The following is a 14061-nucleotide window of genomic DNA, read 5'->3' as shown; positions in this document are numbered from 1 at the left end:
GGTTCCGGTCTCCGGCCATCGGACTCCGAGGACATCCGGCCACAGGGGAGCAAGCTGGCAAACGCCTGTGAACCGGCCCACTTCCCTCACAGAAAGCCGGACTACCTTCAAGCGGAGAAAGTTATCCATTTACTTCGCAGGAGGCTCATCCATGTCCGCATCCATCGCGGCCAGGAACATCGCCGGAGTCGTACTTCTCGGACTGGGGCTCGCGGTCGGCTCCACCGGCGCCCCGGCCGTGGCGGCCACCACCGTGCACACCGGCGTCGCGACACAGCTCGGCCCCTGCCCGACACCGACCGAGGCACCGGGCACCGAGCCGATCCCGTTCCCGCTCACCAGCTCGGTGAAGCCGACGGACACCAGCACCAGCACGGTGATCGTCCCGGATGGGCCGCAGATGCAGTGCAGCACCACCGCGCCGACGCTGTACGAGGACATCACGTACTCCTCGCCCACCACCGGGGGCGTCGAGACGGACCTCAAGCTGGATCTCCAGATCCCGGACACCCCGGGTGACAAGCCGCTCGTCATCTACATCACCGGCGGCGGCTTCATCACCGCCGACAAGTCCGCCAACCTGGGTCAGCGCACCTATGTGGCGGACCAGGGCTACGCGGTCGCCAGCATCGAGTACCGCACCCAGCTCACCGGGGCCACCTACGAGGACGGCCTCGCCGATGTGAAGTCCGCCGTCCGCTATCTGCGGGCCCACGCCGACGAGTACGGCATCGACGCCAGCCAGGTCGCCGTCTGGGGGCAGTCGGCGGGCGGCTACCTCGCGGCCATGGCCGGGGCCACGAACGGGATCAAGCGGTTCGACATCGGCGAGAACCTGAACCAGAGCAGCTCCGTGCAGGCCGTCGTGGACGAGTTCGGCGCGAGTGACCTGGCGGGCATGGCCGACGACTACGACGCCGCGACGCAGACGGCCTACATGGCGCCGGGCAGCTTCATCAACAACTATGTCTTCGGGCCCGGTTCGACACGCACCGTCGCGACCGACGCCCGCGCGAACCGTGCCGCCAACCCCGCGACCTATCTGCGCCGGGGAGTCTCGGCGCCGGTCGTCATGCTCCACGGCGACCAGGACCAGATCGTCTCGCCCAGCCAGACCCTCACCTACCTCAACGCGCTCAAGGCGAAGGGCGTCGAGGGCACCCGCTATGTCGTCCAGGGCGCCAACCACGGGGACATGTCCTTCCTCGGCGACCCGGACGCCGGGCTGCTGTGGTCCACGCAGAAGGTGATGGACGTGATCACCGGGTTCCTGGACCAGAAGATCGGCAGCTAACAGCGCTCCGCTCACCGGCCGTGGGCCAGGACCACGGCCATCACGAAAGCGAAGACGGAGGACCAGACGAGGAGCATGAGGAGCCCGCTCCAGAGATGACTGTCCGAGGGGGAGTTCCCGGTGCACCGGGGCTCCTCCTCGGCGGTCGTGGGCCGTTCAGTCACGGACGAGCCCTGTGGGCGGGGCGGGGACGAGGCCCACCGGGAGGTGGGTGAGGCGGGCGAGGCGGGCCCGGATCAGCCGGTCCCGCTCCGGGCGGCGGATGTTGTCGGGGTCGGCGGTCCAGGGCCGGCCGGGCTCCAGCGGGCGCAGGAGGTAGCCGACGACCTCACCGATGCCGTCGGTGGCGAGGTCGAGGACGGCTTCGCCGGTGACGGGGCGGTGGGCGGGGACGCCGGGCGGGTTGCGCAGGTCGAGGGCGGCGCGGAGGGCCCGGTTGAGCCGGAGCACGTCGGCGACGCCGAGGCGGCCGATGAGGATGGGGGCGGATTCTTCTTCGGTGGCCCAGTCGACGCGGGCGTGGGTGGGGATGATGCCGAGGCGGGTGAGGAGGTCCAGGAGGGATTCGTAGGCGTCTTGGGAGGGGTTGGCTCCGCTGGGGTTGGGCATGGTGGGGCTCCTGTTTCAGCCATAGGTCACTGTGTGTGCATCACCCTGGACTGAATGTGAGTAGCCTGAGAAGGGTTCAGCGACCCGACCTAGATTCTGGGCGCGTTGGCATATGTCTGAGCTTCTGACCAAGGAAAAGAGAGGGGTGCAAGTCGGTGACCATCGGTACGGGCAAAGGAGGTGAGACCGGCGAGTTGAGCGCAGGGGACTCCCGCCGCCGGTTCGGCGAGGAGTTGCGAAGCCACAGAGAGCTGTACGGGCCGGGCCCTCTGACGCAGACAGAACTGGGTCGGCTGGTGCGCACATCGAAGTCGACCATCAGCCGGTTGGAATCAACGGACTCACCCATTCCCCCTGGGCTGCCCGAGCTGTTTGATCAACTCTTCGCCACAAAGGGACTGTTCAAGTCGCTCTACGAGGACTGCGTTGCCGCCACCTTCCCCGCGATGTATCGACGTCGAATGAGGTGGGAGCGCCAAGCGGAAGCGATCTGGGATTGGTCACCAACCATTGTCCCTGGCCTCTTCCAGACAGCGGCCTACGCGCACGCTCTTCTGTCGAAGGGCGCGCCACGAGCGACCGCCGCCCAGATCGAGGCAGACGTCGCCAAGCGTTTGGCCAGGCAAGTCGTTCTCAGGTCGACCGCGCCACCAGACGTACGTGTGGTGCTCTGCGAATCGGTCCTCATGCGTCGGATCGCTGGTGCGGAAGTGATGCGGGAGCAGTTGACGGCACTCCTCGATCACGGCACGCATCCGACGACACAGGTGAACATCCTGCCGCTCTCCGCAGAGGCGCACCTTCTCATTGACAACGCCATCTCGGTGCTCACCTTGCCAAATCACGTCACCAAGGTGTGTGTTGAGGCGTTCCGCACGGCAGGGATCATTGAGGAACCCGAAGACGTCAGGGTGGCCGTACGTGCCTACACTGACCTACTCAGCGAGGCACTGTCAGCACAGCAGAGCGCAAGCCTCATCGCCGAGCACTTGGAGAAGCTGTGAACCCTAACGACCACTTGGCCCCAGTCAGATGGGTCAAGTCGAGCTACAGCAGCCCGGAGGGCGGGAACTGCCTGGTGGCGGCCCCTCACACCGCCGCCACCCTCGGAGTCGTCCCCGTCCGTGACTCCAAGGTGCCCGGCGGCCCCGTGGTCATGGTGACTGCGCCCGCCTGGTCAACCTTCATAGACCACATAGAACGCAGCGCATGACGATCTACTTCTACGGCGCCGACGAAGTCCCCTACGGCTGCTTCTCCAACTTCTCCGCGCACGGCATGGAACTCGACGGGCACATGTGGCCCACCTCGGAGCACTACTTCCAGGCCCAGAAGTTCCTCGGCACCCGCCACGCCGATCTCATCCGCCGTGCCCGCACGCCGCTGCGCGCCGCCGAGTTGGGCCGTGATCCGTCCCGGCCCCTGCGGCGGGACTGGGAGCGGGTCAAGGACGACGTGATGCGCCGTGCCGTGGGGGCCAAGTTCCGCGCGCACGCGGACATCCGGGACGTCCTGCTGGCCACCGCCGACGAGGAGATCGTCGAGGACACCGGCACCGACCACTACTGGGGCCGCGGCCGGACCGGGACCGGCAAGAACATGCTGGGCCGGATCCTGATGCGCACCCGCAGCCAGCTTCGCGCCGAAGGCCGGGGTCACTCGCGATAGCGCGTGGTCATGACCGGCCACGCCCCCCGCCCCACCAGATCCAGCACCAGCGCAGCGATGTTCCACGCGTCGTCCTCGCCCCGGTGGTGGCGTCCCTCCAGGGGCAACCCGGCGATCCGGAGTGCCTCGTCCATCCCGGGCTTCTTGCGGAGCCCATACGCCTGCGCGAACACCGCCTTCGCGTTGGTGTGGGTGCGTTCCGTCGGGTAGCCGAACGGGTAGGCCACCCCGTCCGCCTGGCTCTGCCGGGCGAACTGCCGACGGTCGTACTCACCCCAGCTCGCCCACGGCCGCTCCCCGCCCCCGTACTCCCGGACCAGGGCCCCGCACGCCTCGGCGAAGGAGACACCCCGGTCCACCTCGGCCTGGGTCAGTCCGGTCAGTTCGGTGCAGAAGTCACTCACCCTCGACCGGACGGGGCGGACCAGGATCCGGTGCCGTGACACCCGCCGCGCCGCCGTGACGTCCACCACCGTGAGCCCGATCTCGATGATCTCGCTCACCGCACCCGGCGGCGGCTGCCCGTCCCAGCAGGTGGCTTCCACATCGATGACGTTCAGGAGGGTGGGCTCGGGGTGCATGGGGCGAGGGTAGGGACGCCCGGCGGATCCAGGCATCTCAATTTTGACGGGCCGTGCGCCAGGGCGGTCGGCCAAGCCGTGCAGCGAACGGGAAACCCGGTGGTAGCCATCCAGTTTCATGCGGGATGCTCACGAAGTGAGGGGGCGAGAGGCTGTGACGATGGCCCCTGACTCGCCGACGGAGGGCCCTTGTTCGTTTTCGTTTGTCGGGGATGCGGCGCGGAGCTGACCGCCCCGCTGTCCCGAGTCGCCCTGCCCGCACACACTCGACAGAAGTACGGGAACGGGCATCAGCTCCCGGTGCTCATGGAGTCGGGCACGTTCGCCGAGGACCCCGAGCCCTGGGGGCCGCCGTGGCGCAGAGGGGACGAGATCCAGCCGGGCGAGGCGCTGGCCCGCGGCATCCACGCGCCGGTCCAGGTGCTCTCGGACGGTGCCCCCGGCTCGATCGTCATCGCACCCGGTGACGCCCGCGGCACCGTACTGATCCCGGAGCGGGCCGGCGGCTACTGCTGCGGCCTCGACGGCGCGGACGGCCCCAACATGGCCTGCGCGGTGTGCGGCCTGCACGTGGCGAGCCGGATCGACGACTGCTCGCTCTGGCAGGCGGTACGGCTCGCGCCCGACGCCGTGCGCCGCCTGACCGTCGACGGCTCCGACTCCGACTCCGACTCCGAACCGCTGACCTGGGCCGAGCTGTTGGAGGGCGGGAAGTCCACGCCTCCGTTCGAGCCGATCGCCAGATGGGGGAACCGGCTCGGGCCGGACCACTTCTGGTCGTGGAGCCCCCAGTGGGAGGCCGCGGTCGGCCAGGCCCTCGCCCATCTGCTGGCCGCCTCGCACGGTCAGCCGGTGACTGTTCCCGACGGTCTGGCCAAGGAAGTCTTCCAACGCGCCCTCGACGCCCTGCTGCCCCCGGGTCCGCCGGCCCGGCGCGCCGTTCTCGCCGGGCCGGGACGGCCCGCCACCGACGCGGACATCGTCCTCGTACCGACGCATCCAGAGACGGGACAGATGTGGACGCCGGGTAGTCCGGGCAGTCCGGCCCGCCCGGTGCCTCTGCCGTTCGGGGTGTGGCTGTGGCTGGCCTTTCCCAAGCCGCACCTGCCGCCTCCCGCCTCGGGCGGCCTGCCCGACGGCGTCCTCCGCGACGACCCGTCCGCGCCGCGGCCCCGTTACTTGTTCCGGGCCGACGCGGGCGCCTTCCACCACGCCCTGGTCCGGTTGCCCGCCGTCCGCAGTCCGTGGTTGCGCGCGATCTCCGAGGACCTCGTCCCGTACAAGCGTGCCGGGCTCTTCTGACCACCGGTCCAAGGCGGCGACACCCGGTCGCCCCAGCCAACACCCTTGACATCCCTCACCCCTTGCACCCCTACTAATCCTTACGAGCAGAAGCTGACAACGTTGTCCAGCATGGGAGGGTGGTGCTCGCGCATGGAGCACAGAACGCGGCTCTTGGTCCGGTACAGATGGAGTCCGGCGGTCGTTGTCTCGGCCGCCTTCGCGCTGGTGGCGGGTGGGCAGGGCGCTGCCGTCGCGCTGCCCGGCGCCGCCGACGCGGTCGCCGCCGAGCGGGAGTTCTCGTCCTCGTTCGAGTCCGGTGAGCCGGCGCCCGACTGGCTCAACACCGTCGACACCGGCCCGGGTGGGGTCAAGCGGTCGGGCGGGGTCGACGGGGGCTACACGACCGGTATCCCGGGCAACATCACCGACCATGTGACCGATGTCCGGGCCAGTGCGGAGAACACCGGTGGCGGGGAGGTCAAGGAGAATCTGATCGACGGTGAGCCGGTCACCAAGTGGCTGGCGTTCGCGCCCACCGCGTGGCTGGAGTTCGACCTCGACAAGCCCGCGAAGGTCGTGACGTACGCGCTGACGTCCGCAAACGACTACGACGAGCGCGATCCGGAGAACTGGACGCTCAAGGGGTCCGCCGACGGGAAGGACTGGACGACTGTCGACAGTCGTGAGGGGCAGTCCTTCGGGGAGCGGTTCCAGACGAAGTCGTACGATCTCGCCGAGGCCGCCGAGTACCGGCACTTCCGGCTGGAGATCACCCGGAACAACGGGGGGCCGATCACCCAACTCGCCGATGTGCAGTTCTCCACCGGCGGGACCGACAATCCCGTGCCGCAGGACATGCTGTCGCTGGTGGACACCGGGCCCGTCGGGTCTGCGACCGCGAAGGCGCGGGCCGGGTTCACGGGGTTGCGGGCGCTGCGGTACGCGGGGCGTCATCTCGCGGACGGGCGGGCGTACTCGTACAACAAGGTCTTCGATGTGCAGGTGGGTGTCGAGCGGGACACCCAGTTGTCGTACAAGGTCTTTCCGTCCATGGCGGATGGGGATCTGGATTATGACGCCACGAATGTCGCGGTGGATCTCGTCTTCACGGACGGGAGTTATCTGAGCGATCTGCGGGCGACCGATCAGCACGGGTTCCCGCTCACGCCCCGGGGTCAGGGTGACTCCAAGGTGCTGTATGTGAATCAGTGGAACAGTGTGGTGTCGGGGATCGGGTCGGTCGCGGCGGGGAAGACCATTGACCGGGTGCTCGTCGGGTACGACTCGCCCAAGGGGCCCGCGAAGTTCCGGGGGTGGTTGGATGATGTGGTGATCGAGCGGGTGAAGCCTGAGAAGCCGAAGGCTCATCTGTCGGATTATGCGGTGACTACGCGGGGGACGAATTCTTCCGGGGGGTTCTCCCGGGGGAACAATTTCCCGGCCACCGCCGTCCCCCATGGGTTCAACTTCTGGACGCCCGTCACCAATGCCGGGTCGCTGAGCTGGCTGTACGACTACGCTCGCGCCAACAACGCCGACAATCTGCCGACGATCCAGGCATTCAGCGCCAGTCATGAGCCGAGTCCCTGGATGGGCGACCGGCAGACGTTCCAGTTGATGCCGTCGGTGGCGAGTGGCACGCCGGATCTGGGGCGGAGTGCCCGTGCGCTGCCGTTCAAGCACGAGAACGAGACGGCCCGGCCCTACTACTACGGGGTCACCTTCGAGAACGGGCTCAAGACCGAGATCGCGCCCACCGACCACGCCGCCGTCATGCGCTTCACCTACCCCGGCGACGACACCAGTGTTCTGTTCGACAACGTCACCGATCAGGCCGGGCTCACGCTCGACAAGGAGAACGGGGTCGTGACCGGGTACTCGGATGTCAGGTCCGGGCTGTCGGCGGGTGCGACGCGGTTGTTCGTCTACGGGGTCTTCGACAAGCCGGTGACGGAGGGGTCGGCTAGTGGGGTGAAGGGGTATCTGCGGTTCGATGCCGGGGAAGAGCGGCAGGTGACGCTGCGGCTCGCCACCTCGCTCATCAGCATCGACCAGGCCAAGGACAATCTGCGCCAGGAGGCCCCGGAGGGGACCTCGTTCGAGAGTGTGAAGCGGAAGGCGCAGAAGCTGTGGGACGACATTCTCGGGAAGGTGGAGGTCGAGGGGGCCACGGCGGATCAGCTCACCACCCTGTATTCCAGCCTCTACCGGCTGTATCTGTACCCGAACTCCGGGTTCGAGAAGGTCGACGGGACGTACAAGTACGCCTCGCCGTTCTCGCCCATGCCGGGGCCCGACACTCCGACCCATACCGGGGCGAAGATCGTCGAGGGCAAGGTGTATGTCAACAACGGGTTCTGGGATACCTATCGGACGACCTGGCCCGCCTATTCGCTGCTCTCGCCCTCGCAGGCCGGGGAGATGGTGGATGGGTTTGTGCAGCAGTACAAGGACGGGGGGTGGACCTCTCGGTGGTCGTCGCCGGGGTATGCGGATCTGATGACCGGTACATCGTCGGATGTGGCGTTCGCCGACGCGTATGTGAAGGGGGTCGACTTCGATGCGGAGGCGGCCTATGACGCGGCGGTGAAGAACGCGACCGTCGTGCCGCCGATGTCCGGTGTGGGGCGGAAGGGGATGGATACCTCGCCCTTCCTCGGTTACACCAGCACCGCTACGCACGAGGGTCTTTCGTGGGCGCTGGAGGGGTATCTGAATGACTTCGGGATCGGGAAGATGGGAGAGAAGCTGTACCGGGAGACGGGTGAGGAGCGGTACAAGGAGGAGGCCGCCTACTTCCTCAATCGGGCTCAGGAGTACGTGAGTCTCTTCGACTCCGAGGCCGGGTTCTTCCAGGGGAAGAGTCTTTCCGGTGACTGGCGGGTGGAGTCGCAGAAGTACGACCCCCGGGTGTGGGGGTACGACTACACCGAGACGAATGGGTGGGGGTATGCCTTCACCGCCCCGCAGGACAGTCTGGGGCTGGCCAATCTGTACGGGGGGCGGGACGGGCTCGCCGACAAGCTCGATGAGTATCTGGCCACTCCGGAGACCGCGTCACCCGAATTCGTCGGATCGTACGGCGGTGTCATCCATGAGATGACCGAGGCCCGGGATGTCCGGATGGGTATGTACGGTCATTCCAACCAGGTCGCCCATCACGCGCTGTACATGTACGACGCTGCCGGGGAGCCCTGGAAGACGCAGAAGAATGTGCGCGAGGTGCTGTCCCGGCTCTACACCGGCAGTGACATCGGGCAGGGGTATCACGGGGACGAGGACAACGGGGAGCAGTCGGCCTGGTTCCTGTTCTCGGCCCTCGGGTTCTATCCGCTGGTGATGGGGAGCGGGGAGTACGCGATCGGGTCGCCGCTGTTCACCAAGGCCACCGTGCATCTGGAGAATGGGCGTGAGCTGGTGGTGAAGGCGCCCAAGAACAGTACGAAGAATGTGTATGTGCAGGGGTTGAAGGTGAACGGGAAGGCGTGGAACTCGACCGCGATTCCGCATTCGATGATCGCCAAGGGAGGTGTCCTGGAGTTCGACATGGGCTCCAAGCCGTCCCGGTGGGGTACCGGTAAGAACGCGGCGCCGGTGTCCCTCACCAAGGGGGGAGACGTGCCGGAGCCCCGGGGGGATGTGTCGGTCGGGGAAGGCGCCCTGTTCGACAACACGTCCGCCACGGAGGGTGCGGTGACGACGGTGGAACTGCCGGTCGGGCAGCGGACCAAGGCCGTGCAGTACACGCTCACCTCCGGCAAGGACCGGACGACCGCGCCGACCGGGTGGACGCTCCAGGGGTCCAGCGATGGGGAGCGGTGGCGCACGCTGGATGAGCGGTCCGGGGAGTCGTTCGCATGGGACCGGCAGGTGAGGGCGTTCTCCATCGACCGGGCCGGGTCGTACAGCCAGTACCGGCTGGTGTTCGACGCCGGGGCGGCGGGAGCGGTGACGCTCTCGGAGGTGGAGTTGCTGTCCTGAGTTCCCTGAGTTCCCTGAGTTCGCGGTGCCGGTGAGGCGGCAGGCGGCCCCGGCTCGTCCCTTGGTGGGCGGGCCGGGGTTTGCCGTTGGGGGCGGTGGCGCCTCCGGGGAGGGGTAGCCGGGGGCTAGTCCGTGAGCAGGGACTCTCGGATCAATTGGACCGGGTGCCAGGCGTCGCGCTGGGTGCCGTGGAAGATCTGCTGGCGGCAGGAGACTCCGGTGGCGACGATCACCGTCTCCTCCGGTTCCGCCCGGACGGCGGGGAAGAGGCGGTCGTCGCCGACCGTCATCGAGACGTCGTAGTGCTCGGACTCGAAGCCGAACGAACCCGCCATCCCGCAGCAGCCCGCGTCCAGTTCGACCACCTCGGCGCCGGGGATGCGCTTGAGGAGTTCGACGGTGGCGGCCGTGCCGACCTCGGCCTTCTGGTGGCAGTGGCCGTGGTAGAGGAGACGGCGGCCGGCGGGCCAGGCTGTGTCGCTGAGGCGGAGACGGCCCGCGTCGATGGCCTCGACCAGGAGTTCCTCGACCTGGCGGACCCGGCCCGAGATGTCCTTGACCGCCTTGTCGCCGGGGAGCATGGCGAGATGCTCGTCGCGCAGGGTCATCAGACAGGACGGTTCGCAGCCGACGATCGGGGAGCCCGCGGGGGTCGTCTCGGCGAGGAGGTGGGCGAGCTTGAACGCCTTCTCGTTGGCGTCGTCCACCAGGCCCTTGGAGAGGCTGGAGCGTCCGCAGCAGCCGCGGCTCTCCAGACGGACGTTCCAGCCCGAGGTTTCGAGTAGTTCGATCGCGGCGCGGCCGATGCTGGGCTCGGTGTAGGTGGTGAAGGAGTCGGCGAGGTAGGTGACGGTGCCCTGGGGGGCGGGGGTGTGGGTGTGCTTGCGCTTGCTCCGGTTGAACCAGCGGACCAGGTTGCGGTGTTCGAAGCGGGGCAGGGGGCGGGCGGGGGTGATGCCCAGCAGGCGGTCCATCAGGCGGCGGAGGAGGGGGATGCGGCCGGGGAGGTTGGAGAGGGGGGCTGTCGCGGAGCCGAGGCGGTTGAGGAAGCGGATCGAGCCGAAGACGCGGGAGCGGAGCGGGATGCCGTGCTCGTCGTGGTGGTGGGAGAGGGCCTCCGCCTTGAGGGTGGCCATGTCGACGCCGAGCGGGCACTCGCTCTTGCACGCCTTGCACATCAGGCAGAGGTCCAGGACCTCGTGGAGGCGTTCGTCGCCGAGGGCCTTGCGGGGGTCGGGTTCGGAGAGCGCCTTGACGAGGGCGTTCGCTCGGCCCCGGGTCGAGTCCTGTTCGTTGCGGGTGGCCATGTAGGAGGGGCACATGGCGCCGGTGTCGCTCTTGCGGCACAGGCCGATGTTCATGCACCGGTCGGCGGCGCCGCGCATTCCGCCGACGACGTCGAAGGTGAGGCGGGTGCGGAGTTCGGCGGCGGGCGGGAGCGCCGGGTCGCGGAGGTTCTCCGTCATGGCCGGGGCGTCCACGATCTTGCCGGGGTTGAGGCGGTCGTGGGGGTCGAAGAGGCCCTTCACGGCGCGCATGGCCTCGTAGAGGTCGTCGCCGAAGATCTCGCGGTTGAACTCGCTGCGGGCCAGGCCGTCGCCGTGCTCGCTGGAGTTGACTCCGCCGTACTCGGTGACCAGGTCCTTGATGCGTTCGGCGACCGTGCGCATGACGGTGACCTGGTGCGGGTCGGCGAGGTCCACGAAGGGGCGGATGTGGAGGCAGCCGACGGAGCAGTGGCCGTAGAAACCGGCGTCGAGGCCGTGCTCGTCCAGGATGCCCTTGAAGCGGCGGGTGTACTCGGCGAGGTGCAGGGGGTCGACGGCGGTGTCCTCGACGAAGGCGAGGGGGCGCCGGGTGCCCTCGCCCGCCGCCATGAGGAGGCCGAGGCTGGACTTGCGGACCTTGAGGAGGGCTGATTGCTGCTGGGGGGTGATGGCCTGGAGGGTGTGGTAGCCGTGGCCGTGGCGCTTCCAGGAGGTGGTGAGCTGGCGGAGCTGGTCGATCAGTTCGGTCTCGTCGTCGCCGGTGAAGCTGACGAAGAGGAGGGCTTCCGGGTCGCCCTGGAGGATCTCTCCGAGCGAGGCGTACTCGATCTTCTGGCGGGAGAGGTCGAGGATCGTGCGGTCCATGAGTTCTACGGCGGCGGGGTGGCAGGCGAGGGCTGATTCGGTGGCCTCGATGGCCGCGACGACCGAGGTGAAGTGGCCCACGGCGATCACGGTGCGGCGGGGCTTGGGAACCAGGTCGACCAGGGCCCGGGTCGCGATGGCGAGGGTGCCTTCCGAGCCGACGACGAACTTCGCCAGGTCGAAGGGGGTGTCGGTGCGGGCGAGGCGGTCGAGGCGGTAGCCGCAGGCGCGGCGCCAGAAGTCGGGGAAGCCCTCGGCGATGGCGGCGGCGTTGGCGTGGACGAGGGGCGGGAGGTCGCGGTAGAGACGGCCCTCCAGGGTGGGGAGGTCGGCGCGACGCTTGCGCTCCGCTTCGTCCACGGGTTCCAGGCGGGCGGTGCTGCCGTCGGAGAGGACGACGTCCAGGGCGCGGACGTGGTCGATGGTCATGCCGTAGCGCAGGGAGCCGCTGCCCGCGCTGTTGTTGCCGATCATGCCGCCGATGGTGGCGCGGTTGCTGGTGGAGGTGTCGGGGCCGAACATCAGGCCGTGTTCGGCGGCGGCGCGGTTGAGCTGGTCCTGGACGACGCCGGGTTCGACGAGGGCGGTGCCGGCTTCGGGGTCGAGGTCGATGATGCGGTTCATGTGGCGGGAGAAGTCGAGGACCAGGCCGGGGCCGACGGTCTGGCCGGCGAGGCTGGTGCCTGCGCCTCTGGCGAGGACGGGGATGTTGAAATCGGCGGCGGCGGTGAGGGTGGCTTGGACGTCTGCGGTGTGGCGGGGGAAGACAACTCCGCGGGGGGTGATGGAGTACATGCTGGCGTCGCGGGAGAAGAGGTGGCGGGTGTAGTCGTCGAAGGCGACGGGGCCTTCCAGGTCTTTGAGGAGGCGTTGGTGGAGGGCGTGGTCTTTGGTTTTTGGGGTGGGGGTGGGCATGGGGCGGCTCCGGGGAGGGGAGGGGAGGGGGCGGGGCGGGTGCGGTGCGTTGTCGGGTGCGGGGGTGTGGGCGGGGTTTGCGCAGTTCCCCGCGCCCCTGAGAGGGGTGCGTTGTTGGGTGCGGGTGGGTGGGGGGTTTTCGCGCAGTTCCCCGCGCCCCTGAAACGGGTGCGTTGTTGGGTGCGGGTGAGTGGGGGGTGTTCGCGCAGTTCCCCGCGCCCCTGGGAGGGGAGGCAGGTGCCCTGGCAGGTGCGGGTGCGTGGGGGGTTTTCGCGCAGTTCCCCGCGCCCCTGGAACGGGTGCGTTGTCGGGTGCGGGTGCATGGGGGATTTTCGCGCAGTTCCCCGCGCCCCTGGGGGAGGGGCTGGGTGGGTGTTATGGGGTTTGGAGGATTTCCAGGGCTGCGGGGAGGCCCTGGGGGGTGGTGGGGTAGCCGGAGAGGGTCAGGCCCATTTGGACGCCTGCGAGGGTGCCGGCCAGGGTGAGGTCGTTGAAGTGGCCCAGGTGGCCTATGCGGAAGATGCGGCCCGCGAGTTTGCCCAGGCCCGCGCCGAGGGACATGTCGAAGCGCTCCAGGATGATCTTGCGGACCTTGTCCGCGTCGTGGCCGTCGGGGAGCAGGACCGCGGTGAGAGAGCCGGAGTGTTCGCGTTCGTCGGCGCAGAGGACTTCCAGGCCCCAGCCGCGGACGGCCGCCCGGGTCGCGGCGGCGTGGCGGGCGTGGCGGGCGAAGACCTCGGGGAGTCCCTCGGCGGCGAGCAGGTCGAGGGCCTCGGAGAGGGCGTAGAGGAGGTTGGTGGCGGGGGTGTAGGGGAAGTAGCCGCGGCGGTTGGCCTCGATGATCGGCGTCCAGTCCCAGAAGGACTTGGGGAGGCGGGCGGTGCGGGTGGCGGCGAGGGCCTTCACGCTGATCGCGTTGAAGCTGAGGCCCGGCGGCAGCATCAGCCCCTTCTGTGAACCGGCGACGGTGACATCGACGCCCCACTCGTCGTGCCGGTAGTCGATGGAGCCGAGGGAGGAGATGGTGTCGACCAGGAGGAGCGCGGGGTGGCCGGTGGCGTCCAGGGCCTCGCGGAGTTCGGGGATGCGGCTGGTGACGCCGGTCGAGGTCTCGTTGTGGACGACGCAGACCGCCTTGATGGACTGGCTGAGGTCCGCTTCCAGGCGGCGGGTCAGCTCGGCGGGGTCGGCGCCGTGGCGCCAGTCGCCGGGGACGAACTCCACCTCCAGGCCGAGCGAGCGGGCCATGTCCTGCCAGAGGGTGGCGAAGTGCCCGGTCTCGAAGCACAGCACCCGGTCCCCGGGGCTGAGCGTGTTGACCAGGGCCGCTTCCCAGGCTCCGGTGCCGGAGGCGGGGTAGATCACGACCGGTCCCTCGGTGCCGAACACCGGCTTGAGGCGCTGGAGCAGCCCGAGGGTCAGCTCCGCGAACTCGGGACCCCGGTGGTCGATGGTCGGGGCCGACATGGCGCGCAGCACCTGGTCGGGGACGTTGGTGGGGCCGGGGATCTGGAGGAAGTGGCGGCCGGTGTGGAGAGTCATCCGGGAAAGCTCCTCGCTAGGGCTTGTGCCGTGAGGCGGCACGCTATACCGTCTT

The 14061-nt window shown here is 68.7% G+C and carries 11 protein-coding genes; 6 read left to right on the top strand and 5 right to left on the bottom strand.

Annotated features, from left to right (window positions below):
- Window positions 1–151: 151 nt before the first annotated feature.
- Window positions 152–1294, top strand: a complete 1143-nt coding sequence (locus AB0O01_RS16450) for an alpha/beta hydrolase (RefSeq protein ID WP_365313946.1) — start codon at window positions 152–154, stop codon at window positions 1292–1294.
- 11 nt (window positions 1295–1305) lie between these two features.
- On the opposite strand, the gene AB0O01_RS16445 is transcribed toward AB0O01_RS16450, so the two are convergent.
- Both AB0O01_RS16445 and AB0O01_RS16440 read right to left on the bottom strand, forming a co-directional pair.
- Complete coding sequence (locus tag AB0O01_RS16445) at window positions 1306–1458, bottom strand: hypothetical protein (RefSeq protein WP_365313944.1); 153 nt, start codon at window positions 1456–1458, stop codon at window positions 1306–1308.
- A complete protein-coding gene (locus AB0O01_RS16440; protein ID WP_365313942.1) occupies window positions 1451–1903 on the bottom strand; it encodes a hypothetical protein in 453 nt (150 codons plus the stop codon). The genes AB0O01_RS16445 and AB0O01_RS16440 overlap by 8 nt, the downstream gene beginning before the upstream one ends.
- Window positions 1904–2058: 155 nt before the next feature.
- On the opposite strand from AB0O01_RS16440, the gene AB0O01_RS16435 reads away from it, so the two are divergent.
- Genes AB0O01_RS16435 through AB0O01_RS16425 form a run of 3 tightly spaced genes read left to right on the top strand, consistent with a single transcriptional unit; the run spans window position 2059 to window position 3571 of the window.
- Window positions 2059–2907, top strand: a complete 849-nt coding sequence (locus AB0O01_RS16435; protein ID WP_365313940.1) for a helix-turn-helix transcriptional regulator — start codon at window positions 2059–2061, stop codon at window positions 2905–2907.
- Window positions 2904–3116, top strand: coding sequence for a DUF397 domain-containing protein (locus AB0O01_RS16430; protein ID WP_365313938.1), 213 nt, complete (start codon window positions 2904–2906; stop codon window positions 3114–3116). Before AB0O01_RS16435 ends, AB0O01_RS16430 begins: the two co-directional genes overlap by 4 nt.
- The gene (locus AB0O01_RS16425; RefSeq protein ID WP_365313936.1) at window positions 3113–3571 is read left to right on the top strand and encodes an NADAR family protein; all 459 of its coding nucleotides are present in this window, start codon (window positions 3113–3115) and stop codon (window positions 3569–3571) included. The genes AB0O01_RS16430 and AB0O01_RS16425 overlap by 4 nt, the downstream gene beginning before the upstream one ends.
- On the opposite strand, the gene AB0O01_RS16420 is transcribed toward AB0O01_RS16425, so the two are convergent.
- Window positions 3559–4152, bottom strand: coding sequence for a 3'-5' exonuclease (locus AB0O01_RS16420; RefSeq protein ID WP_365313934.1), 594 nt, complete (start codon window positions 4150–4152; stop codon window positions 3559–3561). The genes AB0O01_RS16425 and AB0O01_RS16420 overlap by 13 nt on opposite strands.
- Before the next feature lie 189 nt (window positions 4153–4341).
- Between AB0O01_RS16420 and AB0O01_RS16415 the strand changes: the two genes are divergently transcribed.
- Both AB0O01_RS16415 and AB0O01_RS16410 read left to right on the top strand, forming a co-directional pair.
- Window positions 4342–5454, top strand: a complete 1113-nt coding sequence (locus AB0O01_RS16415) for a hypothetical protein (RefSeq protein ID WP_365313932.1) — start codon at window positions 4342–4344, stop codon at window positions 5452–5454.
- A gap of 132 nt (window positions 5455–5586) precedes the next feature.
- A complete protein-coding gene (locus tag AB0O01_RS16410) occupies window positions 5587–9417 on the top strand; it encodes a GH92 family glycosyl hydrolase (RefSeq protein WP_365313930.1) in 3831 nt (1276 codons plus the stop codon).
- Between the two features lie 125 nt (window positions 9418–9542).
- Here the strand turns inward: AB0O01_RS16410 and AB0O01_RS16405 are convergent, their stop codons facing one another.
- Window positions 9543–12464 (bottom strand): FAD-linked oxidase C-terminal domain-containing protein, encoded by a 2922-nt coding sequence (locus AB0O01_RS16405; RefSeq protein WP_365313928.1) that lies wholly within the window; start codon window positions 12462–12464, stop codon window positions 9543–9545.
- 375 nt (window positions 12465–12839) lie between these two features.
- Window positions 12840–14006, bottom strand: coding sequence for an aminotransferase class V-fold PLP-dependent enzyme (locus AB0O01_RS16400; RefSeq protein ID WP_365313926.1), 1167 nt, complete (start codon window positions 14004–14006; stop codon window positions 12840–12842).
- Window positions 14007–14061: the final 55 nt, after the last annotated feature.

The organism is Streptomyces sp. NPDC093252 (assembly GCF_040683675.1).
GTDB lineage: Bacteria > Actinomycetota > Actinomycetes > Streptomycetales > Streptomycetaceae > Streptomyces.
Note: the sequence above shows the minus strand (reverse complement) of the source record. Positions and strands in the feature narration are given on the sequence as shown.

Bases quoted from the DNA above. Each gene is read 5' to 3' on its own strand.
- AB0O01_RS16450 (WP_365313946.1), top strand. From the start codon at position 152: ATGTCCGCATCCATCGCGGCCAGGAACATCGCCGGAGTCGTACTTCTC.
- AB0O01_RS16440 (WP_365313942.1), bottom strand. From the start codon at position 1,903: ATGCCCAACCCCAGCGGAGCCAACCCCTCCCAAGACGCCTACGAATCC.
- AB0O01_RS16425 (WP_365313936.1), top strand. From the start codon at position 3,113: ATGACGATCTACTTCTACGGCGCCGACGAAGTCCCCTACGGCTGCTTC.
- AB0O01_RS16420 (WP_365313934.1), bottom strand. From the start codon at position 4,152: ATGCACCCCGAGCCCACCCTCCTGAACGTCATCGATGTGGAAGCCACC.
- AB0O01_RS16410 (WP_365313930.1), top strand. From the start codon at position 5,587: ATGGAGCACAGAACGCGGCTCTTGGTCCGGTACAGATGGAGTCCGGCG.
- AB0O01_RS16405 (WP_365313928.1), bottom strand. From the start codon at position 12,464: ATGCCCACCCCCACCCCAAAAACCAAAGACCACGCCCTCCACCAACGC.
- AB0O01_RS16400 (WP_365313926.1), bottom strand. From the start codon at position 14,006: ATGACTCTCCACACCGGCCGCCACTTCCTCCAGATCCCCGGCCCCACC.